This window comes from Faecalibacterium sp. Marseille-Q4164 (assembly GCF_017377545.1).
GTDB classification, from domain to species: Bacteria; Bacillota; Clostridia; order Oscillospirales; family Ruminococcaceae; genus Faecalibacterium; species Faecalibacterium duncaniae.
The window spans coordinates 31,271-57,207 of record NZ_JAFREJ010000010.1 but is presented as its reverse complement, the minus strand read 5'-3'; the positions used below and the strand labels follow the sequence as shown (position 1 = coordinate 57,207).

The 25,937-nt window shown below is 57.0% G+C and carries 21 protein-coding genes and 1 riboswitch; of the genes, 12 read left to right on the top strand and 9 right to left on the bottom strand.

Annotated features, from left to right (window positions below; genetic code table 11):
- Window positions 1–69 precede the first annotated feature (69 nt).
- The gene (locus tag J3352_RS09735) at window positions 70–366 is read right to left on the bottom strand and encodes a putative quinol monooxygenase (protein ID WP_156067217.1); all 297 of its coding nucleotides are present in this window, start codon (window positions 364–366) and stop codon (window positions 70–72) included.
- 112 nt (window positions 367–478) lie between these two features.
- Complete coding sequence (locus J3352_RS09730) at window positions 479–1,594, bottom strand: ABC transporter ATP-binding protein (protein ID WP_156067215.1); 1,116 nt, start codon at window positions 1,592–1,594, stop codon at window positions 479–481.
- Between the two features lie 127 nt (window positions 1,595–1,721).
- Between J3352_RS09730 and J3352_RS09725 the strand changes: the two genes are divergently transcribed.
- Window positions 1,722–2,567 (top strand): AraC family transcriptional regulator, encoded by an 846-nt coding sequence (locus tag J3352_RS09725; protein ID WP_156067211.1) that lies wholly within the window; start codon window positions 1,722–1,724, stop codon window positions 2,565–2,567.
- A gap of 47 nt (window positions 2,568–2,614) precedes the next feature.
- Here the strand turns inward: J3352_RS09725 and J3352_RS09720 are convergent, their stop codons facing one another.
- Entirely contained in the window at window positions 2,615–3,916 is a 1,302-nt protein-coding gene (locus J3352_RS09720) for an MATE family efflux transporter (RefSeq protein WP_156067208.1), read from the bottom strand.
- Between the two features lie 266 nt (window positions 3,917–4,182).
- Window positions 4,183–4,258: riboswitch (cyclic di-GMP riboswitch) on the top strand.
- Window positions 4,259–4,417: 159 nt separating this feature from the next.
- On the opposite strand from J3352_RS09720, the gene J3352_RS09715 reads away from it, so the two are divergent.
- From J3352_RS09715 to lysS, 3 genes are all read left to right on the top strand, one after another.
- A complete protein-coding gene (locus tag J3352_RS09715; protein WP_156067205.1) occupies window positions 4,418–7,570 on the top strand; it encodes a leucine-rich repeat protein in 3,153 nt (1,050 codons plus the stop codon).
- Between the two features lie 363 nt (window positions 7,571–7,933).
- Entirely contained in the window at window positions 7,934–8,419 is a 486-nt protein-coding gene (gene greA / locus J3352_RS09710) for a transcription elongation factor GreA (RefSeq protein WP_097773349.1), read from the top strand.
- Window positions 8,420–8,438: 19 nt separating this feature from the next.
- Window positions 8,439–9,950 carry a lysine--tRNA ligase gene (lysS, locus tag J3352_RS09705; protein ID WP_097773350.1) on the top strand — a complete coding sequence of 504 codons (1,512 nt, stop codon included), beginning with the start codon at window positions 8,439–8,441 and terminating at the stop codon, window positions 9,948–9,950.
- 344 nt (window positions 9,951–10,294) lie between these two features.
- On the opposite strand, the gene J3352_RS09700 is transcribed toward lysS, so the two are convergent.
- Complete coding sequence (locus tag J3352_RS09700; protein ID WP_050762817.1) at window positions 10,295–10,963, bottom strand: alpha/beta hydrolase-fold protein; 669 nt, start codon at window positions 10,961–10,963, stop codon at window positions 10,295–10,297.
- A 119-nt stretch (window positions 10,964–11,082) separates the two neighbouring features.
- Here J3352_RS09700 and J3352_RS09695 point away from each other — a divergent pair, with 119 nt between their 5' ends.
- Window positions 11,083–11,874: an AraC family transcriptional regulator gene (locus tag J3352_RS09695; protein ID WP_097773351.1), complete on the top strand. Its 792-nt coding sequence runs from the start codon at window positions 11,083–11,085 to the stop codon at window positions 11,872–11,874.
- A gap of 25 nt (window positions 11,875–11,899) precedes the next feature.
- Here J3352_RS09695 and J3352_RS09690 read toward each other — a convergent pair whose 3' ends face one another.
- The 3 genes from J3352_RS09690 to J3352_RS09680 are packed head-to-tail and all read right to left on the bottom strand — an operon-like array spanning window position 11,900 to window position 14,763.
- Entirely contained in the window at window positions 11,900–12,946 is a 1,047-nt protein-coding gene (locus J3352_RS09690; RefSeq protein ID WP_097773352.1) for an ABC transporter substrate-binding protein, read from the bottom strand.
- A 38-nt stretch (window positions 12,947–12,984) separates the two neighbouring features.
- Window positions 12,985–13,743, bottom strand: a complete 759-nt coding sequence (locus J3352_RS09685) for an ABC transporter ATP-binding protein (RefSeq protein WP_097773353.1) — start codon at window positions 13,741–13,743, stop codon at window positions 12,985–12,987.
- Complete coding sequence (locus J3352_RS09680; protein WP_097773354.1) at window positions 13,744–14,763, bottom strand: iron ABC transporter permease; 1,020 nt, start codon at window positions 14,761–14,763, stop codon at window positions 13,744–13,746.
- Window positions 14,764–15,428: 665 nt separating this feature from the next.
- Here J3352_RS09680 and J3352_RS09675 point away from each other — a divergent pair.
- The gene (locus J3352_RS09675; RefSeq protein ID WP_035394857.1) at window positions 15,429–15,620 is read left to right on the top strand and encodes a hypothetical protein; all 192 of its coding nucleotides are present in this window, start codon (window positions 15,429–15,431) and stop codon (window positions 15,618–15,620) included.
- 126 nt (window positions 15,621–15,746) lie between these two features.
- Here J3352_RS09675 and J3352_RS09670 read toward each other — a convergent pair whose 3' ends face one another.
- Both J3352_RS09670 and J3352_RS09665 read right to left on the bottom strand, forming a co-directional pair.
- Window positions 15,747–17,309, bottom strand: a complete 1,563-nt coding sequence (locus J3352_RS09670; protein ID WP_005935398.1) for a helix-turn-helix transcriptional regulator — start codon at window positions 17,307–17,309, stop codon at window positions 15,747–15,749.
- Window positions 17,310–17,341: 32 nt separating this feature from the next.
- Entirely contained in the window at window positions 17,342–18,667 is a 1,326-nt protein-coding gene (locus tag J3352_RS09665) for an ABC transporter substrate-binding protein (protein WP_035394859.1), read from the bottom strand.
- Between the two features lie 415 nt (window positions 18,668–19,082).
- Here J3352_RS09665 and J3352_RS09660 point away from each other — a divergent pair, with 415 nt between their 5' ends.
- From J3352_RS09660 to J3352_RS09635, 6 genes are all read left to right on the top strand, one after another.
- Window positions 19,083–19,694 (top strand): twin-arginine translocation signal domain-containing protein, encoded by a 612-nt coding sequence (locus J3352_RS09660; RefSeq protein WP_242699930.1) that lies wholly within the window; start codon window positions 19,083–19,085, stop codon window positions 19,692–19,694.
- A gap of 77 nt (window positions 19,695–19,771) precedes the next feature.
- Entirely contained in the window at window positions 19,772–20,362 is a 591-nt protein-coding gene (locus J3352_RS09655; RefSeq protein ID WP_005935407.1) for a twin-arginine translocation signal domain-containing protein, read from the top strand.
- A 74-nt stretch (window positions 20,363–20,436) separates the two neighbouring features.
- Window positions 20,437–21,195 (top strand): twin-arginine translocation signal domain-containing protein, encoded by a 759-nt coding sequence (locus tag J3352_RS09650; RefSeq protein ID WP_005935410.1) that lies wholly within the window; start codon window positions 20,437–20,439, stop codon window positions 21,193–21,195.
- A gap of 16 nt (window positions 21,196–21,211) precedes the next feature.
- A complete protein-coding gene (locus J3352_RS09645; protein WP_035394861.1) occupies window positions 21,212–22,741 on the top strand; it encodes a hypothetical protein in 1,530 nt (509 codons plus the stop codon).
- Window positions 22,742–22,760: 19 nt separating this feature from the next.
- On the top strand, window positions 22,761–24,317 hold the full coding sequence (locus J3352_RS09640; RefSeq protein WP_005935416.1) for a hypothetical protein: 1,557 nt from the start codon (window positions 22,761–22,763) through the stop codon (window positions 24,315–24,317).
- A gap of 37 nt (window positions 24,318–24,354) precedes the next feature.
- A complete protein-coding gene (locus tag J3352_RS09635) occupies window positions 24,355–25,911 on the top strand; it encodes a hypothetical protein (RefSeq protein ID WP_097773358.1) in 1,557 nt (518 codons plus the stop codon).
- Window positions 25,912–25,937 lie beyond the last annotated feature (26 nt).

Here is a 25,937-nt window from a genome sequence, read left to right as displayed (position 1 = left end):
TTCCGTTCTCTCCTTTGAAAAAAGCACCCGCAGCCAGCAGGCCGCGGGTGCTTTTCTATCCTCTCGTGCTCAGTCGGCTTTGGCAATGCGCTGCATCGCGGTGGAAGCAACATGCTTCTCCTTGATGGCGCGGAGCTGGGCCATGTGGTCGGTGTTTACATGGGCCTGCTGCTGGGCTTCGGAGTCCCACTCCTCAACGATGAGCAGCTCGTCCGGGTCGGCGGCGCTCAGGTAGTAATCGTAACGCTCAAAACCGTCCTCCTGCTGGACCTTTGTCAGAATGCCGGCAGCGGCGACCTCCTGCAGAAAAGCGTCCCGCTGGCCGGGGAGCATACGGTAGGTGACCAGAAGCATCATGTGTTCCATGGTGAAATCTCCCTTATAATGTTCCAATGTGTGTGTTAGACAAAAGCCGCCGGAAATCGCTTCCCGGCGGCTTTTGCTTATTAGGAGGATCAAAAGATGATCCCTGGAGAACTTAGTTCAGGATGGTCTGCTCGGTCTCGACATCAAAGAGGTGGACCTTGTGCGGATCAAATGCAACGCGGACGGTGTCTCCGTTGCGTGCCTTGGAGGTGGGAGCGACACGGGCGGTCATCTTGTTGCCCTTGTACTCCAGGTACAGGTAGATCTCAGCGCCCATCATTTCGGACACATCGACCTGAGCCTCCAGGTGGCAGTCGGGGTGCTTTGCCATAAACTCGGGTTCGTCGTCGATATCCTCAGGACGGATGCCCATCTTGACCTTCTTGCCAACGTAGGAATCCAGCTTGCCGTCAGCGGTCTTTTCCTTGGGCAGGGGGATGGTGTCGCCGCCCAGGTCAATGGCGTACTGATCGCCGTTCTTGGTCACGGTGCCGTCCAGGAAGTTCATCTGGGGGCTGCCGATGAAGCCGGCAACGAACATGTTGCAGGGCATATCGTACAGGTTCTGCGGGGTATCGACCTGCTGGATGACGCCGTCCTTCATAACAACGATGCGGTCGCCCATGGTCATAGCCTCGGTCTGGTCATGGGTAACGTAGATGAAGGTGGTAGCCAGCTTCTTGTGCAGCTTGATGATCTCGGTGCGCATGCTGGTACGCAGCTTTGCATCCAAGTTGGACAGGGGCTCGTCCAGCAGGAAGACTGCCGGGTTACGAACCATTGCACGGCCCAGAGCAACACGCTGACGCTGGCCGCCGGACAGAGCCTTGGGCTTGCGGTCCAGCAGGTGCTCGATCTCCAGGATCTTGGCAGCCTCGTGAACGCGGCGGTCGATCTCGTCCTTCGGGGTCTTGCGCAGCTCCAGACCGAAAGCGATGTTCTTGTAAACGGTCATGTGGGGGTACAGAGCGTAGCTCTGGAACACCATGGCGATATCACGATCCTTGGGAGGAACGTCGTTGATCAGGCGGCCGCCGATGTACATTTCGCCCTTGGAGATCTCCTCCAGACCGGCGATCATGCGCAGGGTGGTGGACTTGCCGCAGCCAGAGGGGCCGACGAAGATGATGAACTCCTTATCCTGGATCTCCAGGTTGAAGTCGGTAACAGCAGGAGCAGTAGCGCCCGGATAGATCTTGTAGATGTGCTGGCAGCTAATCGAAGCCATAGGTCATTGCCTCCATTAAAATTTTTCTATGTTACGGCACCTTGACGGTGCACGCTCTCGTTGGTATTATAATAACAGATAACTTTGTGATATAAAATAGCATTTTATTGATTTGAGGTGTCAGATATTGCTTTATGATTGGACAAGCACCGCAGCCCTTGGCGTGGTGCGGGATATCCAGCCCAAAGAACCCCTGACCCTGACCGGCGAGGGGCTGTGGGTCTGCCTGATCTCCAGCGGCAGATGCACTGCCAGCCTGACCGATGCCTCGCCCTCCCCGGCGGGCAGCGCACTGATCCTGCCGCCCCAGAGCGCGGCGGCGGGCCATCTGGTGCTGAGCCGCGCCCCGTTGACCCTGACCCCGGAAGGGGAGAGCCACCTGCTCTGCGTCCAGCTGACCGGGCAGGCGGCGGTGCAGTTCCTTGCCGGGCTGACGGAGCTGCCGTTCCTGGCCCGGGGCGAGACCTGCCCCGCTGCCGCAGAGCTGCTGGGCCGCCTTGCCGCCGAGGCCGATACACCCCGCAGCCGGGCCGCCAGCCAGCTGGCCTTTGCCCTGCTCTGTGAGCTTGCGGGGGCCGACAGCGCCGCCCCGCCCCTGCCGCCGCTGGTGGAGGCCGCCATTGAGGATATCCGCCAGAACTACGCTGGCCTGTACGGCGTGGAGGAGCTCAGTGAGCGGCTGGGAGTCTCCAAGAGCCACCTTGTCCGCACCTTTACCGCCGCCGTAGGGGTGCCCCCGGGGCGCTACCTGACCACCGTGCGGGTGGAAGCTGCCATGCGGCTGCTCCTGCACCGGGAATACACGCTGGATGTCATTGCCAGCCTGTGCGGTTTCTCAGGGGCCAACTACCTGTGCCGGGTGTTCAAAAAAGAGACCGGCCAATCCCCCGCACAGTGGCGGGCCTTGGCCGGTCAGACAGCGCGGCCCCTCAGCCCGGCGGAAAGCCAGCGGGAGCAGGCACTGTATATTTAAAATGTTCAGGAGCCGGGGCAGCACCCGGCTCTTTTCCGTGGAGGCGTTCAGCCGCACACAGACTGCGGGCGCTTGAGCAGGAACACCGTCAGGGCCAGCGTGATGGCCTCGGCGGCGGGGAAGGCCGACCACACGCCGTTCATGCCGAACAGGGCGCTCAGGATCAGCGAGCAGGTGACGATGGCGGCCACGCCCCGGCTGACCGAGGTGATGGTGGCCTCGGTGGGGCGGTTGACCGCGCCCAGATAGCCCGCCGCAACAATATTGCAGCCTGCAAAGAAGTAGCCCAGGAAGTAGATGCGCATACCGCTGTGGGCATATTCGGCCATCAAAGCAGAGTTCTCGCTGTTGAAGAGGGCAACAAAGGTATTGGTAAAGCCAAACACGGCACCGTACAACACCGCCGCCAGCGCCAGCGCGGTGCCGCAGCCCAGCAGAAGCAGCTTTTTTGCTCCGGTCATCTCATTTTTGCCGTAGCACTGGCTGATCAGCGGCTGGGCACCCTGGGCCACGCCGTTGAAGATGGCTGTTGCCACCAGCGCAAAGTTTGCCACCACGCCGTAGGCGGCCACGCCCACGTTGCCCGCCAGCCGGAGCAGCAGGAAATTGAACACGGTGGTGGTCACAGCAGAGGAGAGCTCCCCGACAAAGCCGGAGATGCCCAGCTGGCAGCTCTGCACCAGCAGCCGGGCCGAGGGGGCCTGCCGGACAAAGGTGAGCGTGTTGCTCTTTTGAAAGAAGTGGCGGCTGCAGATGGCGATGCTGAGCACCGGCGAGATGGCGGTTGCCAGCGCCGCGCCGGGCAGGCCCAGCTCCATGGGGAAGATGAAGATGTAATCGAACACCACATTGAACAGGCTGCCGCTCAGGGTGGCCACCATGGCAAGGGACGGGTCGCCGTCGTTGCGGACGAAGGCCGAGAGGATGTAGTTGCACATGAAGAAGGGTGTGAACAGCAGGAAGATGCGGGTGTAGTTCAGGCCCAGCGCCACAATGTCCGCATCGCCGCCCATGAGCTGCAGGAGCGTGCCCGGGCAGAACGCGCCCGCCAGCATGAACGGGATGGCGATCAGGCAGGCGCAGAGGATGGCGTTGGAAAAATACCGCTGCGCCCGCGCCTCGCCCTGCGCCTGCAGGATGGCGTACCGGGTGGCCGCACCCAGGCCGATCATCGAGCCGAAGGCAAAGATCAGGTTGTACATGGGCAGGCAGAGGTTCAGCAGGGTCACGCCGTCGGTGCCCGCCACCTGGGCGATGAAATAGGTGTCGGCCAGAATATAGCACGATGTGCCGATCAGACCGAAAATATTCTGCGACACATACTTGAAGAACTGCTTTGTCAGGTTCATGGATGCTTCCTTTCCGCGGGGAGAATAGGGGAGTGAAACGTAAAAACGACTACTACTATATCATAAAACTTGGCATATTTCAACGAAAAAGCGAGGAAACACGCCGCCTTTTCCCAAACGGAACACTTCTCCCCGGGGAGATGCTGCTATCCGAAAATGTCATACAAACACTGTCGCTTTTGTGCAACTTGCCAAAGATGTTTTTGGGTTATTGACAAAAAAAAAAAAAAAGTTTTATGATTTTTGTGTAAGTTGCCACATAAAAACAGAAGAATCGGCAAACCAATCGAAAGGCTGCGACGCAAAGCTAAAGGGCCTGTAATATGGCAGCCAGCCGCACTTTCTCAACCATACCGCACATGGGCATCACCTCAAGGGGCGGTAGATTCCCAAAGTACAAAACGCAGAGCGTTGTACCAGCCATTTGGCCGGTGCGGCGCTCTTTTTGCTTTGTGCGGGCATGGTTATATTTTGGGAATAATTCATAAAAGGAGGATTTTTATGAGATTGAAACGAGTGATCAGCGCCGCCTTGGCAGTGAGCATGGCAGTTTCCATGATGCCTGCTACTGCGGTTTCGGCGTTTGCAGAGGGAACGAGCACCAAAACTGCGGAGACAACCACTGTTACTGGCAAGAATAGCACCGAAAGCAAAGCAGAAACCTCTGGTTATTGTGGTGCAGAGAATCAGGAAAAGAGTGTTCAGTGGGCTTTCAATAAGGAAACCGGCGTTCTGACCATTTCTGGTACCGGCCGTATGGCGGATTATAAGTACGGCAATACGGAAGATACCCGCCCTTGGGCAGCTTTTTCAAATGTAATCAAAGAGGTTAAAATTGAAGAGGGCGTTACCGGTATTGGTGGTAATGCTTTCCGAAATCTTACTGCACTGACCAAGACAAATATTCCTGCAAGCATTAACTATTTGGGTGATTACATCTACCGCGCAGATAGTGAACTTACGGATGTTGAATGGGCACCCAATTTTACGGCACCTAGCCTTAAGGATAACGATACGAATGGTGGAACGTATACTGGTACATATGTTCCAACCAGTATGTTTGATTTCTGCTCCAAACTGGGTGACGGCAAAGAGCTGACGAAGTGGCTTCCCAGTAGCTTTACTGGCGTTGGTTGTGCTGCGTTCCGTGGAACACAGTTTACAGTTGATTTTGATAACTGGAGCAATTTGAAGTATATTGGTGCCCGTGCATTTGAGCAGATGCCTCATCTTGAGAGTTTTACGCTGACAGATGGTATTCAGATTGGTTTGAGAGGTACGGATTCTAATGCGTTCAATGGTTCTGGATTGAAGAAACTGATTGTAAATACTGAGGAAGTACCGAGAAGCTTTGCGAATGGATGTACAGAATTGACAGATATTACATTAGGCAGTGCTGTAAAAAAGATTCAACCTTTCGCATTTTATTCGACAGCTATTACTACATTAGATGTGCCGGAAGGAATCAGTAACATTGGAGATTCTGCATTTTATGCTTGTCAAAATTTTAATAAATTGACATTTCGGGGCAAGGTAACATTAGGGGAAAAGGTATTTACTGCGTGCGGCATCAAAGAACTTGATATTCTGGATGGTGCAGAAGTCATTTGTACAGGTGGAGATCCTTTTAGGGGAAGTGGAAGTGATCCTGCGGTGACCACAATCAATGCAGTTGAGTTAAAAGGTGCGTTAAAGAGTGGTAAGGAAGATCAAACAGACGGGAGTCTTTGGCACGATATATTTTCTAAAAATGCTGGAATAACAACGGTAAATGTTTGTGGCCAAAACCTGCAATATGTGCGACCGTCAGTATTTCCGAGTATGGAAACATTGAATGTAACAGGCGGAGATGCGCACATTCCAGCTGAAAATACCTATGCTTTCTCTGGAAATACTACACTGAAGCATGTTGACATCGATGTTGATACTTACACAGAAGATGAATATGAGGATAAAGATGGAAAACAAGCTGTGGTAGCATCTTTCCGTAACGCACAGGCGCTTGAAACCTTTGCGGTGAGAGCCAATAACGTAAAACTTGGAAATCGAACTTTCTGTGAGTGTGCAAATTTGAAGAAGATTGATTTTACAGGTTGCGACGAGATTCATTATATGAACGGTTGCCTGGGCTCTTCTACGAGTGGACAACCACTTAATCCCAATGTGTGCATTTATGTGAATGACGAATCTGCAAATCCGAGAGCAACCAACAATGATAGTGGGTTGGGTAAAAATGTAGGCATTGTCTTTGTTGTCGATGGCGGCATTGTTGACATGAATAAGACCGGTTTTGACAGCGTAACCAAGGCTGGATGTACCGCAAAATGGTATGAGGACGCTAAATGCCAGACCGAAACCGAGGATACTACCCCCGTAACGGGTAAAACCTATTACGCCAAGTGGGCAAAGAACAATTACACTGTGACCTTTAACAACAATGGGCATGATGAAAAGCCTGCTGACAAAACTGTTGAATATGGTGACTCTGTTACTGGCCTGCCTGAGCTGAGCGACAGTACCAACGAATGGGTCTTTACAGGTTGGTACACGGACGCAGAGTGCACTACTGAATACAAGAACGAGCCTATTACCAAGGCAATTACTCTTTATGCGGGCTGGCGTAAATATACGAACACTTCGCTGACCGCAAAGGTTTCCAAGAGTGACTATCTGGTCAACACCCCTGCTGATGTGAATGTCACGGTTACTCCCGGCGATGATTTTAGTAAGCTCATGCAAGATAAGGACAACATCAAGATTTCGCTGACCTACGATGATGATGTTACCAGTGTGATGCTGAACGGCAAAGTGCTGGACAAGAAAGAATACACCATTTCCGAGTTGATGCCGCTGATGGGCCAGAATCGCAAGCTGGACGTAACCTATGGCAAGGCCGGTACGCATACCTTTGGTATTGCCCTGAAAAATGGGGACAAGATTGTGAGTGAGTGCGGCACGGATATCGTTGTTGCCGAAGAGGCTGCCGAACTGACCCCTGCAACCAAGCTCTACACCCTGACCGTCAAGAACGCTGATGTTACCATTAAGAATGGTGACGAAGAGATCAAGGCTGAGAAGAACGACAAGGGCGAGCTGATCGCCAAAGTGCCCGAAAAGGCTGACGTGACCGTGACCTACACCAGCCAGAGCGATGCCGTTGCATTTGACCAGTGGACGATTACCACCGATGAAACGCTGGATGTGGATGTCAAGAACAACCCCCTGAAGTTCCAGATGCCTGCCGGTGGCGTGACCATCGAAGCCATGACAAAGGATGCCTCCATTGAGGAGGACGAGCCCAATATTCTGGGCACCGCCGCCGTGGTCGGCACTGCCGCTGCTGGCACCGCCATTCTGGCATGGCAGGGCTACCAGCTGGGCACGGAGCTGTACCTGAAAACCGCTCTGCCCGCTGGTACTGCCATCCCCACAAACCGTGCCGAGCTGGCCCTGCTGGTGTGGAACCATGCCGGTAAGCCCGCACCCGCCGCAGTTCTGCCCGCCGATGCCACCGATACCCAGAAGGCCATTGCCTGGGCTGTGGAAAACGATCTGCTCAAGGCCGCAAAGGACAACGGCGAGACCTATGTGGATACCGATTCCGTGAGCCGTGTTGAAGTGATCCGCGTGTGGAATAAGGCACAGGAAAAGTAAACCCCACCGTCATCCCTTCGGGATGCCACCGCCCCTAATAGGGGCGGCCTTGGCAAAAAGGTGAAACTATCCGCTATGCCAAGGGCCCCCCTATTAGCGGGGGCTGTCGCTGAAAGCGACTGGGGGGTTGCCCCCACAACCGAGCCATTCTCTATTCCCAAATAACCTGTGGAAGCGCCCTGCCGGGGAACCGGTGGGGCGCTTCTGCATAGGGGCGGGAGCCGAAACCGCCGCTTTTTCCGCTCTAGCGCCGTGGTTTTTATTGACAAGCTCCCGGCTTGCTATTATAATAGAACAGTCATAATAGCATTCGTGCGCGGCTTTGCGGCTGCGTCAATCCAATAGACAAGGAGAAGATCCAAAATGGCACAAGAAATCAAGATGTCCGCTTCCGGCCTGAAGGCGATGCAGGACGAACTGGAATACCTCAAGACGGTCCGCCGCAAGGAGCTGGCCGAGGAGATCAAGGAAGCCCGCAGCCACGGCGACCTTTCTGAGAACAGCGAGTACGATGAAGCCAAGAACACCCAGGGTCTGGTGGAGAACCGCATCACCGAGCTGGAGCAGATGGTCAAGAACGCTGTGATCATCGACGAGAGCGAGCTGAGCGTGGACAGCGTTGCTGTTGGCACCCACGTCTCCATCAAGATGATCGGCGATGATGAGGCCGAGGAGTACGACATCGTTGGCCGCACCGAGGCTGACCCCATCAACGGCAAGATCAGCGACGAGAGCCCCGTGGGTCACGCTCTGCTGGGCAAGGCCGTGGGCGAGAAGGCTGAGGTCCTGCTGCCCTCCGGCCAGACCGTCGAGTACGAAGTGCTGGCCATCACCCACGCCGCAAACTGAGCCTGAACGGGAGGAAACCATGGAAGAGCAAAAGAGAAACCCCGCTCAGGGCCTGTCTGAGAGCGAGCAGGTGCAGGTGCGCCGCCAGAAGCTGGCCGACCTGCAGGCTGCCGGAAACGACCCCTTCACCCTGACCAAGTTCCCGCAGGACGCATACTCTGCCGACCTGAAGGAAGAGTTCAAGGAGCTGCCCAACGAGACCGACAGCGGCAAGCAGGTCGCGCTGGCCGGCCGTATGATGTCCAAGCGCGTGATGGGCAAGGCAAGCTTTGCTCACCTGCGCGATGACAAGGGCGATATCCAGCTGTATGTCCGCCGCGACGAGCTGGGCGAGGAGGCCTACGCCGCCTTCAAGAAGCTGGACGTGGGCGATATCATCGGTGTCAAGGGCGAGGTGTTCCGCACCAAGACCGGCGAGCTGAGCGTTCGTGCCACCGAGCTGACCCTGCTGGCCAAGAGCCTGCGCCCCCTGCCCGAGAAGTTCCACGGCCTGACCGATACCGAGATGCGTTACCGTCAGCGCTATGTGGACCTGATCGCCAACCCGGAGGTGAAGGATACCTTCGTCAAGCGCAGCCAGATCCTGAAGGAGATCCGCGCCTATCTGGACGAGAAGGGCTTTTTGGAGGTGGATACCCCCATCCTGACCCCCTTTGAGATCGGTGCCTCCGCCCGTCCCTTCTACACCCACCACAACAGCCTGAACATGGACATGGTGCTGCGCATTGAGACTGAGCTGTACCTCAAGCGCCTGATCGTGGGCGGCATGGACCGCGTGTACGAGGTTGGCCGCATCTTCCGCAACGAGGGCATGGACCCCAAGCACAACCCCGAGTTCACCAGCATCGAGCTGTATCAGGCCTTTACCGATTTCCACGGCATGATGGACCTGGTGGAGGAGCTGTACAAGCGCCTGGCCCTCAAGATCTGCGGCAGCATGGTCATTCCCTATCAGGGCAAGCAGATCGATATGAGCCACTGGGAGCGCCTGACCATGGTGGAGGCCGTGAAGAAGTATTCCGGCGTGGACTTCAACGATTGGAAGTCCGACGAGGATGCCATTGCCTCTGCCAAGGAGCATCATGTGGAGCTGCCCGAGGTCCCCACCAAGGGTGCCATTCTGGCCGAGTTCTTCGATGCCTTTGTTGAGGACAAGCTGATCCAGCCCACCTTTATCTATGATTATCCTGTCGAGATCAGCCCGCTGGCCAAGCGCAAGCCGGACGATCCCGCCTTTACCGAGCGCTTTGAGTACTTCATCGACTGCACCGAGTACGGCAACGCCTTCAGCGAGCTGAACGACCCCATCGACCAGAAGGGCCGCTTTGAGCGTCAGGTCGCCGAGCGCAAGGCCATTGAGCCCGACTGCAAGGCTCAGGTGGATTACGACTACGTCAACGCTCTGGAGTACGGTCTGCCCCCCACGGGCGGCCTGGGCTTCGGCGTGGACCGCCTGGTCATGCTGCTCACCGACAGCGCCTCCATCCGCGATGTTCTGCTGTTCCCCACGATGAAGCCGATTGAGCAGTAAAATGCAAAATTAAAACGCAGATACGATGAAATTATGAACAGATTTCAAGCGACATCTGCGGTACTACACCACAACTACACCAATTTTGGGACGTTTTCCCGAAAAAGAGCCTTACAAAGCGGTGTGGTGTAAGAAGTGAATAGACGGATTGGTGTAGTAGGTACACCGAACTCCCAAAACGAAGATACGGCAGCTATGTTGCGAAAAACAACGTAGCTGCCGCTTTTTGTTTCATATAAGGATTTTATGCTACCAATCGGCGTTCCCTGCGGTTAAATCAGCTCGTCGCTGGTGATTATAAAATGCACCTTGATTCAGCATACGCCAAAATTTACGCCAATGATTCATAGCACACGTTCCACCCAACGCAGTGCAGCGTTAAGACGCTCACTTTGCCGGTCATGATGGCCGTAGTCATCCAGCACAGTTTTAGCTCCACATGTCGCTTGCAGGGCAGTGTGGACTCGTTGGGCGTAGCTATAGGCATCACACAGACGGTTGTTGTGGCCTTCGCCCTCCCGGATACCATTTTGCAGATAAACCTGTGCGGAGTAGTTTTTGGGGACATGTTCCTCTATGAAATCGGCAACACCCGGATACCAGAACGACCCACAGAGGGAAAATACTGCAGCAAAGGCATCTGTTTCCCAGAGACTCATGGTTGCAGCCAGACCGCCCAGCGAATAGCCGCCATACGCCAGTTTTTCCGTGTCAAGGGCGTATTCGTCTATAAGCGCCGGGAGAATTTCGTTGTTCAGTTCTCGATGATATTGTCCTAGCTGCCCGCCAAAATCCGGTGTGCCCGGTCGAAAAGCCGGTTCTGGCCACGGGGTATACTCTGAAAGTCTGTTATTGGGGTATACCCCCACCAACACTGCTCGTTCCGTGCGCAGATTCAACTGCTCAATCAGTTCCCCATCGTTGAGTAGGATTGCAGGATTTTTGCCTTTGCGCAGTCCCTTTTCCGGGAAGCGGGCTCCAATTCGATGTGAACCGAGGTTTAGAATATCCATCCATAACCACCCTTTTTTGTCAATTATTACGCAGTGTGGGGTGCTCCCCACATAGACAAACGGTAGCATTTTGTGCTATATTAGCATTAACTAACCGCTTTTGCACAAAGGAGCTCCCAATGAATCAAATATCCGCGCTTCCTAATCCGCTGGAAATTTTATTTCAGGAATACAATCAGGGCCGAATCGAGTCTGTCGGCTTCCGCAGCTTTACCCTGCACGCTGGTGAGAGTAATAGCTACCGCACCCTGAAAAGTGCACTGATTGTTCCGGTGTCGGGTCGGGCCATCTTCTCATTTGAGCACGAACCCTTCATTGCCAAGCGAGGACTATTCCTGCACGGATGTCCCGACAAGACCCTGACCATTTCGGCCTTGGGCGAGCAGGATTTCCACTACATCAATATGTACTACGAAAACGACCGGCCTTTGCTGTTCTCCCACAAGCTCAAAAATCCGGAACAGACCTTTTCCATTCTGGAGCAGATCCTAAAGCTCCACCCGGACGCTGACATCCGCAGCCAGTACCAGCAAGAAAAGCTGACAGAAGAGTTCTTCGCCCAGATTTTTGCAGATTTTCAGCCCGAGGAAACTTACAATGAAAGCCAAATCATGAGCATCCTGCTGGATTTCATCGCAGAGCACTATGCAGAGCCGCTGACGCTGGACGCACTGGCCGAGCAGGTCAATGAGAAAGCTGGACATGTCAGCTATCTCTTTTATAAGTACAAAAACATCCGCCCCATCGATTACCTCATCAATTATCGTGTCCGAATAGCCACTGAGCTTTTGCGTTCCGGCGACTACACTGTGACACAGGCCGCTCATGAGGTCGGCTACCGAGATGCCTGTTATTTCAGCCGCATTTACAAAAAACGGATGGGCTTTCCGCCCACCCGTATTCTGCCATAACCGAAATTTTTGATTTCAGGTTCCGTTAAGATGCACTGTACATGAAGTTGTACAGGGTCTCAGCAGAATCGATGACCCGTGCACCGTAGTCCATTACGTCATCATAATCCATCTCGATGACCTTCTGGTTGGCGATGGCGGGAACCTCCTGCACGACGGCGTTGGAGGTCAGCTGCTCCACCGCGTCGGCATCGGTGGAACCAAAGCGGTCTGCGCGGACGTAGACGATGATATCCGGGTTCATGGAGACCAGATTCTCCAGCGTCAGGCCGTTGCCGCCCTTGTCCAGAACATTTTCAGCGTTCAGGGCATTCAGCATACAACTGCTCATCTTGGAATTGAAGGCCACGAAGGTGCCATCGGCGTAGCCAGCCATGAACAGAACCTTCAGGGGCTCTCCACTCTGGCCGCTGACCTTGTCCATCAGCGCGTCGATTCTCTCCTGCAGCTCGTCAGCGTAAGCGTTTGCAGTCTCCTGCACGTTGAAAATCTCGCCAATGTTCCGCACATCTTCTACGATGTTGTCCAGAGCCTGGTCAGTGGAAGCACTGGCCAACTCGGTATAGACGGGAATGCCCAGTTCCTGATAGGATTGGACGGTGCCAATGCTGCTTTCGGTGAACATCAGAGGACCCTTGCCAAGGATCAGATCCGGCTCGGTGGCAAGGATAGTCTCCTTGGAAACAGACTTCTTATCGCCAAGGCTGTTCAGCGAAGCAACTTCATCGGCGATGTCGCCTTTCAGGGCGTTGTCATTATCGAACACACCGACAATTTTGTCCTTGAGCCCCAGCTTAATGAGCAGCTCGGTCATGGACAACTGGGTGGACAGCACCTTTTCGGGGGCATGATCGTAGGTCATATCCACAGCATTGCCATCAGCGTCATAAATCTGCAGGGTCAGGGGGTAAGAGGTCTCTTCGGCGGAGACGGTGCTCTCGGCAACAGACGAAGCAATCTCAGAGGAGGCGGCAGCAGACGATGCCACAGAAGATGCGGTCTGACCACAGCCAGTGGTCAGCATGACGGCTGCCAGTGCCGCGGCAGCAACACTCAGGGTTTTCTTTTTCATAAAGGTTCCTCTTTCTGCGGGGTACTCCCGCGTTTTTGTTATAGATATTGAATCATCAGTTTTCCGTTGATCGGGCTGGGGTACACACAGGCTTCTACATCAAAGATTCGGCGCAGATTTTCGGGGGTTATCACCGCTTGAGGCTGGCCCTGCGTTACAATTTCGCCTTGTTTCATCAGATAGAGGTGGTCGCAGAATTGTGCTGCAAGGCTCAGATCGTGCAGCGCTGCCAGGACCGTGATCTGCAAATCTTTGATGATTGAAAGGATTTCTAACCGATAACGGATATCCAGATGATTTGTCGGTTCGTCTAGGATCAGGATCTTGGGCGACTGGGTCAGCGCGCGGGCCAGAACCACTCGCTGCTTTTCGCCGCCCGAGAGAGACTGAAAGTTACGGTCACGGTAGTTTTTCATACCAACCTTGTCCAGTGCTTCCAAAGCTATCTCGTAGTCCCTCTCCCGTTCTTGCTCCAGCAAGGAATGGAAGGGATACCGTCCCATCAGGGCGATGTCCAGCACGGTATAGTCAAAATTGATCTGGTTGAATTGTCCCATCACCGCCATGTTCCGCGCCAGCTTTTTGCCGGGAAAGTGTGTGATGTCCTCGTCATCCAGACGAACGATGCCGCTGTCCATCTTTTGTGTGCGGTAGATGGAGCGGAGTAGAGTGGTCTTGCCGCTGCCGTTGGCACCCAGCAAGGCCGAGAATTTCCGGTCCGGCACCTCAATGGAGAGATGCTGTACAATTGGTTTGCCGGAAATCGAAATGTTTACGTCTTTCGCATCCAGTCTCATTCAATTGCCTCCAAATCCATATTTTTTACGCACCATCACATAGACGAAGAACGGCGCACCCATCAAGGCGGTGAAGATGCCCACAGGCAGCTCGGTGTTGGGAATCAGACTGCGGGCGATGGCATCTACCCAAAGCATGAACAGTCCGCCGGATAATGCCGCAATCGGCAGTAGTTTTCGGTGGGCTGTGCCGGCAATGGCGCGGGAAACATGCGGGATGATGAGCCCCACAAATCCGATAGTGCCGCAAACCGATACAAGTGCACCGGTCAGCACCGAGAGCACCAGCAGGTAAACCAACCGACACCGGAAGGTGTTGATGCCGATGGTGGAAGCTGCTTCCTCGCCCAACATCAGGCCATCCAGCGTCTGCGCCTGCGTCCGGAAAAAGACTGCTGCCGCCAGTACGATCAGTGTGATAAGGCCGATGTTTTTCCATCCGGCGCGGGTCAGGGAGCCCATCGTCCAGAACTTGATGGACATCATACCGTCCGAATCGCCTGCTACCGCAATGATAAAGTTGGAAAATGCTGTCAGCAGTGCATTGACAATCATGCCGGAGAGAATCAGTTTGACCGAGGTGGTTTTACCGTCCGCCGAGGAGAGGGCCAATACGAGAAAGCAGGCACCGCCTGCTCCTACAAAGGCCCAAAAGCCGGAGATCACGCCCAGCCCTAAAAAGAGTGAACCAGTGGCTCCCAGCGTTGCGCCTGCCGACACACCAAGAATATATGGGTCTGCCATTGGGTTTTGGACAACTGCCTGCATCACGCAGCCACAGAGCGCCAGCCCGCTTCCGGCCAGAAAGCCCAGAATAATTCGGGGCATTCGGATCTGCCAGACGATCTGTTCAAATGCCAAAGATACCGAGGTGCCTGTGTCTGTCCCGAACAGGTGCCGAAGCAGGATCGATAGTGTATCTTGTACCGGAATGCGGACTGCTCCCATGCAAAGCGTAATAATTGCAGAAACAAGCGTTAGAATCATCAATAGAATGATCGTCAGTCGTGTCTTTTTCATATAGAAATTACCTTCTCAAGTGGTTCGAGGTTAGCTTTGACTACCTGCAAAGTATTTTACAGGCTGCTTGCAGATTTGTCTATGGACAATTCTTTAAAGAATGGACGATTCTTAAAAACCGGATAGCCAGATTACTTTTTGTCAAGAGGGTAGGCGTCGTCCAGCCCTCTCTCTTTTTGCCAAAGTTTTCCTCGCCTTTTCTTGCAAGCTGCCGAAAGTGACGCGTTCTCAAAAGTTCGCGTTTGCGTAGCGCAGCAGAGCAATGAAAGCCCCAGTGGGGCTTTTAAGCGGCAGAACGGTCTTGCGCAGCAAGATGGAGGGGCCTTGCCCCGACAAGTTCACGTTGACACGGCTCGATTTTTGTGGTAATCTATCCCAACAATTTAATATAACATATTTATCTTAGAGTTCCAGCTCGGCTCCCGAAGGAGTCGGCGCAAGTTTTTGACTTTCTTATCGCTACATAACGAACCCGAACCAAGGCCATCCCGGAAGGGATGGTTAGGTTCAGGTTGTTGTGTGGCGATTTTTTATTGCCAGATCCAGCACCGCACCTTGAAAACCGCATGACCGTCTGCATGGGATACCCGGCGATGACCCCGCAAGGGAGAGCCTGGAAACGCCGCCGAGAGGGGGCAGGAAATCCATGCAGGGAGAACGGCAGAATGGTGGACACCATGCCCCTGCGGTGTGAGATCTTCGAGATGATGCGTGAATATGTCGGAGCGAACCTTGCCAAGAAGGTCACCAATGTGGTAGATGTGCTGAAACTGGCGGCACAGGTGGAGGACGGCCATGAGGGCCTCCACCTGTTGATGGTGGATCCCCACATCCCTGCCGGCGCAAAGCTGTACTAAGCTGCCGGAAGCGTCCCCGGAGCGTCCGGAACCTAGAATCAATATAAAAGAGCCGCTGCACCTGTGTGAGGTGCGGCGGCTCTTTTTGCATCTTTTCAGCGAAAGCTGCGGCGCGGGAGCGGCGGTTCAGCGGGCCTTTTTGGGGCCGCTTTCATCCGGGGCGGAGTCGGGGGCGCTGTTGCCGCCGGAATTCAGGATCGCGGCAAACTGCTGCAGCTGCTTGAGGGAGCTGACCCCCAGCTTTTCGTAGATGTTCTTGTTGTGGAAGCGCAGGGTGCTGTCCTTGATGTCCAGCTGCTCCACGATCTCCCGGGAGCGCAGCCCGGCCACATAGCCGTCAAAGATGCGGCGCTCGGTCTTTGTCAGGTTGGGGATGCCCTCCAGAAAGGTCTGGAAGGCATCGGGGACGGATTCGTTGCGGCACACGTCTGCCAGCCGGGAAAGCTCTGTCTGCATCTGCTGGCGCTCCATCTGCAGCTCGTCCATCCGCCGCCGGGACTCCCGCCGGTCCTCCTCAAACTGCCGGAACGCAGGCGAGAGGATGTGCTGGTGGAAGTACATGCAGCAGAACACCACAAAAAAGAGGATGAACAGGCCGATCAGCAGCATTTGCAGGTTGCCGGAAAAGATCAGCCTGCGGTAGTCCGTCATGGGGATGCAGACGGCCAGCCGGTAGGACTGGTTCTCGCTCAGGCGGCAAAGCTCCGAGATGCCTGCATAGGCGCTGTCGGAGCCGATCAATTGGGTCAGGCTGCCGCCCATGCTGCGCAGCACCAGCGTGTCCCGGGGGGCGTGGAAGTAGCCGTCGGTGGTGCCGCTGCTGAGGGCGGCGCTGGCGTTCAGCCCGCTGTCTGCCGGGGCAAGCAGGCAGATCAGGTGGTCAAAGCCGGTGGGCTGGGCAAAGTTCTGCTTGAAAAAGCTCTGGCTGATCTCAAAGCCGCACAGCCCGTACATGGTGCCATCGCGGCCCCGCAGGGGCAGCAAAAACAGCTGTACCTCCTCCGAGGTGCCGGGGAGGCTGAACCGCTCCGTCAGCGTATAAGCCTGGTACAGCGGGGTGCTGCTGGGGGTCATCCAGCGGTCGTAGTCCGGGAACTGGTCGGTTTGGAATTCCATGCGCCATTTGCGGTGGGGCATTACGCTGTGGGTCTTGCCCACATCGGCGCTGCCGCGGTAGAGCAGCAGGGGCACGGTGGGGGTGTCGGCACCGCCTTTCTGCACATAGAGCCCGGCGCGGGAGTACCCGGCCCCCTCCATGCGGGTATTGACGGTGGCATCCAGCAGCACAAAGGCACCGGAGCAGCTGGTCCGGCGCAGGCTGCGGCAGAGCGGCTCGATCATCTCCTCCTCCAGCGCGTTCAGCACCTCGGGGGAGTCGTTCAGCTGGTCAAAGGTCATCTCCCGGCTGGCAAGCTGCCGGTCCACCAGAGCGCCCATATCCTCAGAGAGGTTCACGCCCATGACCGCCAGCTGGTCAAAATAGCGCTCCATATCGTTCTGGAACACCGAATACTGGATCTCCAGGCTGCGGGTGGTGTCCTTTTTGGTGTTGTGCAGGCTGGCAAACAGGAACAGCGCCGCGCCAAAGGTCAGCAGCAGCAGCGCAGCCAGCAGCAGGCAGGGCCACAGCAGCCGGGAACTCATGGAGCTCTGGCGGATATTCTCACGGTGCCGGGCAAAAAAGTGCATCAAAGTTCCCCCTTTTTGGCTGTGCTGCGGGTTCAGGCATTGTCACACAGCAGCTGCCAGGTCTCCTCGGTCAGGGCTTCCAGCGTTTCGCCGTTGGCAAGCCGCTGGGGGTAGTCCTTCTGGCGCAGGCTGTCGTACAAGGCTTTTGCCTTGGCGTGGTACCCCACGATGCCCGGCTCGGACAGGGGGGTGTTCTGGAGACGCATCTCGTTGTAAACATCGTACAGCCGCTGGTAGCTCTGCTGCTCGAACGGATAGTCCGCAATGGCATCAAAGGCGGCGCTGGATACCGGCATATATCCGGTGTCGGCGGCAAATTCCAGATTGCGCTGCTGCTCGGTGAACCAGCGCAGGAACACAGCGGCGGCTTCGGCCTTCTGGTCGGTGGTCTTAAAGGCGCACAGGCCCACACCGGCCTGCGGCATCAGGGGCGTGGTGGTCCCGGCGGCGTGGGGCAGGGGAGCCAGCAGCAGGTCGGTGGGCTCGGTGGTGTTGTCCGGGTAGGTGACGAAATCATTATAATAGAGGATGGCCGCGGAGCTGCCAAGGCCCGCCAGCGTTTCGCCGGTCATCACCTGCGTGTTGGAGTACAGGTCCGAGATTAGAATATCGCCCTGCACCAGCCCCCGGGCAAACTCCATCCACGAGGTACGGAAAGCTTCATTGGTCAGGTCGTACCAGCAGTCCTTGTATAGTTCGCCGCTGCCCTGTTCCAGCGCGTTCAGCTCCACCAGACGCAAGGGGTAGTCCAGCGCGCAGAAGGGCTTGCCCTGCGACCACTGCCGGTAAGCGGCGGCCATCTCAAAAAAGCCGTCCCATGTGGCAAGGGTGGAAAGCTGTGCCCCGGTATCCGCCGCAAATCGGGCGTACTGGGAGCCGTTGAGGAAGATGAGCTGGGTGGATTTGGACACCGGGAACACCACCTGCCGCCCCTCAATGATGCCGTCCTGCACAAAGCCGGGCACATAGGCCGCCATGTCCTCGGCGGTGAACCAGTCGTTCCAGTCCACAAGGGTCTCAATGCCCAGTGCGCTGGCATCCGAGGGGTGGGCCGAGAACAGGTCCGGCAGATCCAGCGCGCCGGGTTTCCCGGCCTTGGCATCCTGCAGCTGGCCACCGATGGCGGCGCTGTTGGTCATGTTGGTCACATTGAGCAGAATGCCCTTCTCCCTGCCCACGGTGTCGTTGAACTCGGTGAGCAGGCGGTTCATGGGCGAGTCTGCCTGTTCGCCGTACACATGCCAGATGCTGAGCATGGTGGGGTCCTTGGCAGAGAGCAGGGTCTTGCTGCCGCCGCAGCCCGTAAGAGCCAGACCGGGGAGAACTGCCGCAAGCTTCAAAAATGTCCTTCGTTCCATGTTCGTGATTCCTTTCCGCATTTTGCAGCCAAGGGGAAAACCGGCAAAAGAAGGGCCGCAGCGGCCTGCCTTGGCGGGCAGCCGCCCCAAATCCCCCCAATTTTGGGCTTTTTGGGGGGATTCTTTGCGGGGAAGGCCCAAAATCCCCAAAATTTATTTTCAAATTGCCCCCCAAAAACGGCTTTTCTGGGGGGGCAATTTTTTTCCGGGTATGGTACAGTACAAACAGAAGAGGTCTCGCACCGGTGCAGAAAGCCTGTCGCTGTGCACAAAACGTGTCGACGGGCAACTGCGGATTCTATTCATAAGGATAGCATAAGATGGAGCGGACTGCAAGTACCGAGAACCCCACGCCCCACAAAGCCCCCCGGAAAAACAGGGGGGGACCAACAGAAAGGAGCACCCCATGAAAGAGATGAACAGACGCGCATTCCTCACCCTTACCGGCGCAGCCGTTGTGGCGCTCTCGCTGGCAGGCTGCGACGGCGAGCCCTCCGTACCTCCCGCACCTCCGGCCTCTGAGAGCAAAGAGCTGGCCCTGTTCAAAGCCATCAACGAGGTCTGGTATGAAGTCAACAAACAAGTAGCCCCCAATCCCAAACTTGATATCTGCAAGTCTGTGGTCTACTGTCAGGAGGCTGCCGACCTCGCAAAGTTTACAGCCAGCCCCTTTGAAACCTATGACCCTGAAATGGACGAGGAGGATTTCCGCAAATGGAACCTGCCTGATGATGTATTCTACGACTACAAAGACCGTGAGGCTGAAATGATAGCGGAAATCGATAAAAAATATGGAAGCGGAAGCTATCGGGGGACTGGGGGAGTTTCTAACAGCACCCATGACGGTACGCAATTAACGAAACTGTATCCTCATAGTCAGAGCGAGGTCAGGGAGTTTGTGCGGTATCTGGCCGGGCCTGGACTGGTGAGTCCGCATCCCGAGCAGTGGATGATCGGGCTCTACTGCCCCACCATTAAGGGCAAGACCTATGCGGTGGCGGTAATGGTAAACTATTCACAGCACTGAACCGGGGCAGGGATGCACGGACTTCCCGCAAATCCCGAACCGTAATCTATAATATACTGTATTGAAAGGAGCACCCCATGAAAGAACTGAACAGACGCGCATTCCTCACCCTTACCGGCGCAGCCGTTGCAATGATGGCACTGGCCGCCTGCGGCGACGAGCCCTACGCACCTCCCGCACCTCCCGCACCTCCCGCACCCACTACGTCCAAAGAAGCCGAGCTGGTGGCAGCCATCAACAAGGTCTGGAAGGAAAAGTACGATGCAAAGGCGGTTGTCCATGAGCAGCTGACCCTCAATCAGGATGCGGTGGGTGCCATAAGGTGCTACGGACGTGTTTTTGAAGAGGCCAACGAGACACCGCATACGTTGAAAGACCCTGACCACAAGATCATTTTTGGGGAACTCAATGGACTTGAGGACAAGATACTGAACAAGTATGGCAAGGACAGTTTGGCAGGTATGGCCGGAATCTCCGAACCGTCTCCCGATATGGTGGTGGCTCTGGAGGATGCGTATTCTTGCGAGGATACTGCCGTTCGGACTTTTGTAGCAAAACTGCTGAACAATTCTAATAGCGCCAAGGCAGAGTTCATCAGCATCTACTGCCCGGTGGTTCAGGGCAAGACCTACATGACCGCTGTTGTGTTCCGAAATAACAAGGCATAAGATAACCAGACTTCCCCCTTTTGCCCCGGGCACACTCCCCCTGTGTCCGGGGCTTTATAGAAAGGAGCACCCCCATGAAACGATACGACCGACGGACGTTCCTCAAGCTCTCCGGCGCATCGGCGGTGATGCTGGCCCTGAGCGCCTGTGAGGACGAGGGCTTTGGCGGTTCCGGTGCGTCGGACATCCCGGACTCCGGCAGCTCCCTCCCCCCCTCTGCCTACGACCCCTTTTACAGTGGGGAGATCACCACCCTTGGCCCTCCGCTTCCGGAGGCTCCCGATTCGCCCCCTATTCCGGTGATCCGGGACGGCAGAAAGATCTTTGAGATCATCAATGCCGAGCTGACCCGGCGGAAGGTGCAGTACTTCAAACTGCAGTACAATGCGGGTCTGGAACACTCCATTCAGTCCGAAATGCAGATGTTTGTGGACTACGACACTCCTTCCTTCTCCGCAGAGGAAGGGCTGGAAGCCCGGATGAACGGCGATTATGTGGATGGAATGTGGGCTGGCTTTGATGAGGGCGGTTATGGATGGGGCAGAGGCTCCACCGGCTTCATCCGGAGCATCCACCACAACTGCTATGGCATCCAGCTGGACCATTACAGAGAGAAACGCTACTATCTGGACCGGCCCTACCCGGCCAATCAGGCCCAGTTCAAGGCCCTGATGGATGAGCTGGAAGGAAAATTCAATTATGCCCCGGGCCCCATGGACTCTCAGGAAGTGGACGTGTTCGACATCGGCATCACCGTGGCGGATGTTCAGGGCAAGACCTACTGGGCGGCCTATATCATGCGTACGCCAGAAAACCCCACCAACGATGAATGACGAAAAGGAGACAGCCATGAAACACAAACGTTTTGCTGCTGTGGTTCTGGCGGCGGCTCTCTGGCTGACCGGCTGCGGCGGCGCAGCGGCCCCCGCTGCCCCCGCAAACTCCGGTGCAGCTGCCAAAAGCACCGCAAGCACGGCAGTGCAGACAGCCCAGAAGGAGCGCATCACCGATCAGTTCGCGCTGGAAAAGAACGTTTCGGGCGTGTGGGGAGAGGAAGAGGTGCAGTACATTTCCGTCCATGTGCCGCAGCTGGAATGCGACAGCCCGGATGCCGTAAGCCTGAACAAGGATCTTGCCGCCATCTATGCGGCGGATTTCCGGGAATATGAGGCCTACGAGGAGGCCGGGCAGCCGGGCGGCGAGTACCCGCAGATCGGTGTGGGCTGGGATGCCTACTGGTACGGCGACTGCGTCAGCCTGGTGGTGCGCAGCCGCTACGGCGGCACCGCCCCGTGGCGTTACAGCGGCTGGTGCTTCGATTTTGCCACCGGCCAGCAGATCACCGTGGCCGAGATGCTGCAGCGCATGGGTCTGGACCCGGACACCGTGCAGGAGCAGGTGCAGCGGCAGGCCATGCAGGCCTTTGACCGGGAGATGGCGCAGGGCGCGTATTACGAGGGCCTGCGTCTCGGCGGAGAGCTTTCGCAAATGCGAATGGACACGCTGGAATACAATGAACTGGAAAACCTGTGCCTGCTTTTGCCACAGCAGGATCAGCTGGTGCTCCGTGGAAAGTACAGCTGTGAAGAAGGCTGGCAGCAGCTGGATATGGAGATCCCGCTGACCTCCGCCGCCCCCGCCGATCCCCCGGTGCTGACCGATACCTACGATGGTGTGCAGGTGCAGCTGGAGGGAACGCAGGCCGCCATCACCCTGAGCCCCGCGCCAAAGACCGACCAATGGGGCGACATTGGCATCCGGGTGGAACAGACGCGCACCTACCCCATCCTTGGCGCTTACAATGAATATGTGGACGTGTGCATCGGGGAGCAGGAGGACGGCTTCTTCCGCCCGGTGGTCTATCTGCTGACCAAAGACGGCGTGGTGGAGTATGTGGACGTGCTGCGCTGCCTCCTGTTCGGGGATGCCATGATCTGCCAGGACCCCATCTACTTTGCCAACAACGGTGTGGCGCTGGAACTCTGCGGCAGCGAGGTGAACCTGCGCCGGGCGGATGGCTCTGTGCTGGAGCTGGCTCCCCTGTCGGCAGAGTGGAGCGCGCAGGAGATCCCCTATTCCGTCATCGGCTCCTACAACTATACCGACGAAACCGGCTGGAGCTGGATGGACCTGACCAGTGACGGCAGCGTCCAGATGGGCATGCAGGACAACAGCCGCATGGATCAGGGCGATGCCGCATATCTGGGCGTTGTGCCCGAGGGCGTGGTGCTGGGCATCTCTACGGATGCGGGGCTCAACTTTGTGGCGGCGTTCAAGATGGACCTGTACAACGAGAACCTGACCATGACCATGATCGCCGGGCAAAACCCCTTTGCCGAGGGCGAGACCCAGCTGCAGATGAACCGCAGCTACGGTTGAGAAAACAAGGAGAACCACCATGAAACACAAACGCCTTGCCGCTGCGGTGCTGGCGGCGGCGGTGGTGCTGGCGGGGTGCGGCAGCGCAGCGGCTCCCGCTGCCCCCACAGGCTCCGGCACTGTCCCCCAGAGCACCGCAGACACGGCGGTGCAGACAGCACAAAAAGACCGCATCACCGAGCAGTTCACGCTGGAAAAGACCATCCAGCTGTACGAGTGGGGCAGCGCACAGAAGTTGAACATCCATGTGCCGCAGCTTGTGTGCTACAGCCCGGACGCCGCTTATATCAACTATGAGCTTGCCGCCATGTATGCGGCAGAATTCCGAGAGTACGAGGACAGCCCGGAGATCGAGCCCCAGCAGGACGAGGGGAGCCCGGATACTTATGATACTTATATCAACTGGGATGCCTACTGGTACGGCGACTGCGTCAGCCTTGTGATGTTCCGCTACGACGGCGGTACCGATCCGGGGTATTCCCGGGGCTGGTGCTTCGATTTTGCCACCGGAAAGCAGGTCTCCGTGGCTGAAATGCTTCAGCGCATGGGGCTGGACCCGGATGCCGTGCAGCAGCAGATGCTGCGCGAGGCCATGCAGACCTTTGACCGGAATATGGCGCAGGGCGGCTACTACGAGGGCCTGCGCAGCGGCGGCAATCTGGCAAGCATGCGGATGAACACGCTGGAAAACAACCAGCTGGATGACCTGTGCCTGCTGCTGCCGGAGCAGGACCGGCTGGTGCTCCGGGGCGGGTGCAGCTCCCCCGCCGGGTGGGGCTGGCGGCAGCTGGATGTGGAGATCCCGCTGACCCCCGCCGACACCCCGGTGCTGACCGATACTTACGGCAGCGCTTCGGTGCAGCTGGAAGGAACCCAGGGCACCGTCACCCTCCGCCGCACGCCGGAGACCGCCGCATGGGACGCGGATTACGGCATCCGGCTGGAACAGGACCGCACCTACCCCATCCTTGGCATCTATAATGAGTATGTGGATGTGTGCATCGGAGAACTGGGCGCGTCCTTCCACCCGGTGGTCTATCTGCTGACCAGGGACGGCGTGGTGGAGTATGTGGATGTGCTGCACTGCCTTATGTTCGGCAGCGCTCTGGTCTGCCAGGACCCCATCTACATTGCAAACAACGGCGTGGCGCTGGAACGCAGCGGCAAAGAGGTAATTCTGCATCAGGAGGATGGCTCTGTGCTGGAGCTGGCTCCCCTGACAGCAGAGTGGAACATGCAGGAGATCCCCTCGGAGGCCGTCGGTGCCTTCAACGACATGTCTGACAACCAGTTTGACTGGATGGACGTGGAAAGCAACGGTTCCGTCCAGATGGGCGTGCAGGACAACAACGTTTTCTATCAGGGCTACGCCGACTATCTGGGCGTGGTGCCGGAGGGCATGGTGCTGGGCGTCTCTACCAGCGAGACGGCAGACGGGATGCCGGGCATCACCTTTGTGGCGGCGGTGAAGTACGACCTGTACAACGAGACCCTGAACCTTACCATGATCGCCGGGCAAAACCCCTTTGCCGAGGGCGAGACCCAGCTGCAGCTGATCCGCTGCCCGGATCCCTGACCCCGGCGGGAGCCGCTGAGAACACAGGAGAACCACCATGAAACACAAAGCATTCCGCTGGATACCGGCAGTTTTGCTGGCAGCGCTGCTGGCGGGCTGCGGGGCAAAGACCGCAGCCTCTGCCCGCCCGGCTGGCAGCCGGGAGCTGAAATCGACCCCGCCGGATTCCATGCACGCCACCGTGATGATCACCGAGCAGTACACCCTTGAAAAGGTGGTGCAGGCGGAAAACGGCGGCAAGGTCCGGTTGAACATCCATCTGCCCCGGCTGGAAAGCGACAGCGCCGATGCTGCCCGCATCAACGCTGAGATCGCCCAGCTCTACGAATACGATGTGCAGGAGTACGCAGACTGCCCGGCGGCAGCCGACCCAGATTCGTGGGACATCTGCATTGAGATGAACTGGAACGCCAGCTGGTACGGCGACTGCGTCAGCCTTGTGGTCAGCAGCTGCTATGGCGGTACGGATGCACCCTTCCATTGGGGCTGGTGCTTTGACTTTGACAGCGGAAAACAGCTGACCGTCACCCAGATGCTGCAGCGCATGGGGGCAGACCCCGCTGCGCTGGAAGAGGCGCTTTACCGCGACGTGAAGCGCCGGGATGAGCTGGACCGTCAAGCCGCCATCGAGAGAGGAATGCTGCCCCCCGGCAGCCTGAAAGAGGGAAACACCGCATGGTGGACTTCGCTGGACGAGCTGCCGGTTTCGTTTGACGAAGCGGGGAACGTTACCTTTCTCATCCGCCGGTTCAGCGCCTCCGGGGAGGAGTACGTGACCGATGCCCCGACCATCCCGCTGGACGCACAGCCGCTGCCACCGGACTGGGAGTGGCAGGTGCTGGCCGAGTGGATGGCAGTCACGGCGGTGACGCAGGGTGAAAGCTGTGTCCCCGCCGACCGCAACGAAAGCTTTACCTTGCGGCTGGAAAAGGCCGAGATCACCGGCACGGTGACCGTCTCCTTCATCCGGGAAACATACGTCAGCCCGCAGATCCAGTCCGCTGCCGAGACCCGCACCGGAGAGCTGAATGCCGGCGCTGTGACCGGCTGGGACGGGGAAAAAAGTCAGGGCTGGAACCTGACATGCCTCAGCGAGGACGGCAGAAGCCGCTGGACCATCTCCATGATGGAGGACCGCTCGCTGCGGATGCAGTCCACCGGCCCCAAAAAGGGCAGTGAGGTCTGGTACGTTTTTCAGCGCACCGAGGCGTGGGACGACATCGGCTACACCGCCATCCCCCGCAGGCTGTGGGGCACTTACCGCGCCGGAGACGAGGCCGCAAAGGGCATCCGCTGGATGACCTTCCTGCCGGACGGCAGCTGCTGCATGAGCGTGGAATGGGACGGGTGGAACGGCACCCTGACCGGCACCGCCGAGGGAACACAGGGCCGCACCGAGGACGGTACCGAGCTGTACTTCACGCTGACCGACCAGAACGGCAGGCCCTGCGAGTTCTGGGCCATTTTGCTGAACGATGACGGCAGCCCCAGCGGTTGCAGCCTGAAATACCGCGCCGGAGAAGTGCTGTTTGACCGGGACACGCGTCCCATTTACTGGAAAAACGACTCCCCGGATCTAACCCTTGTACCGTGACCGAAACCGGAAACCGTGCGATAACA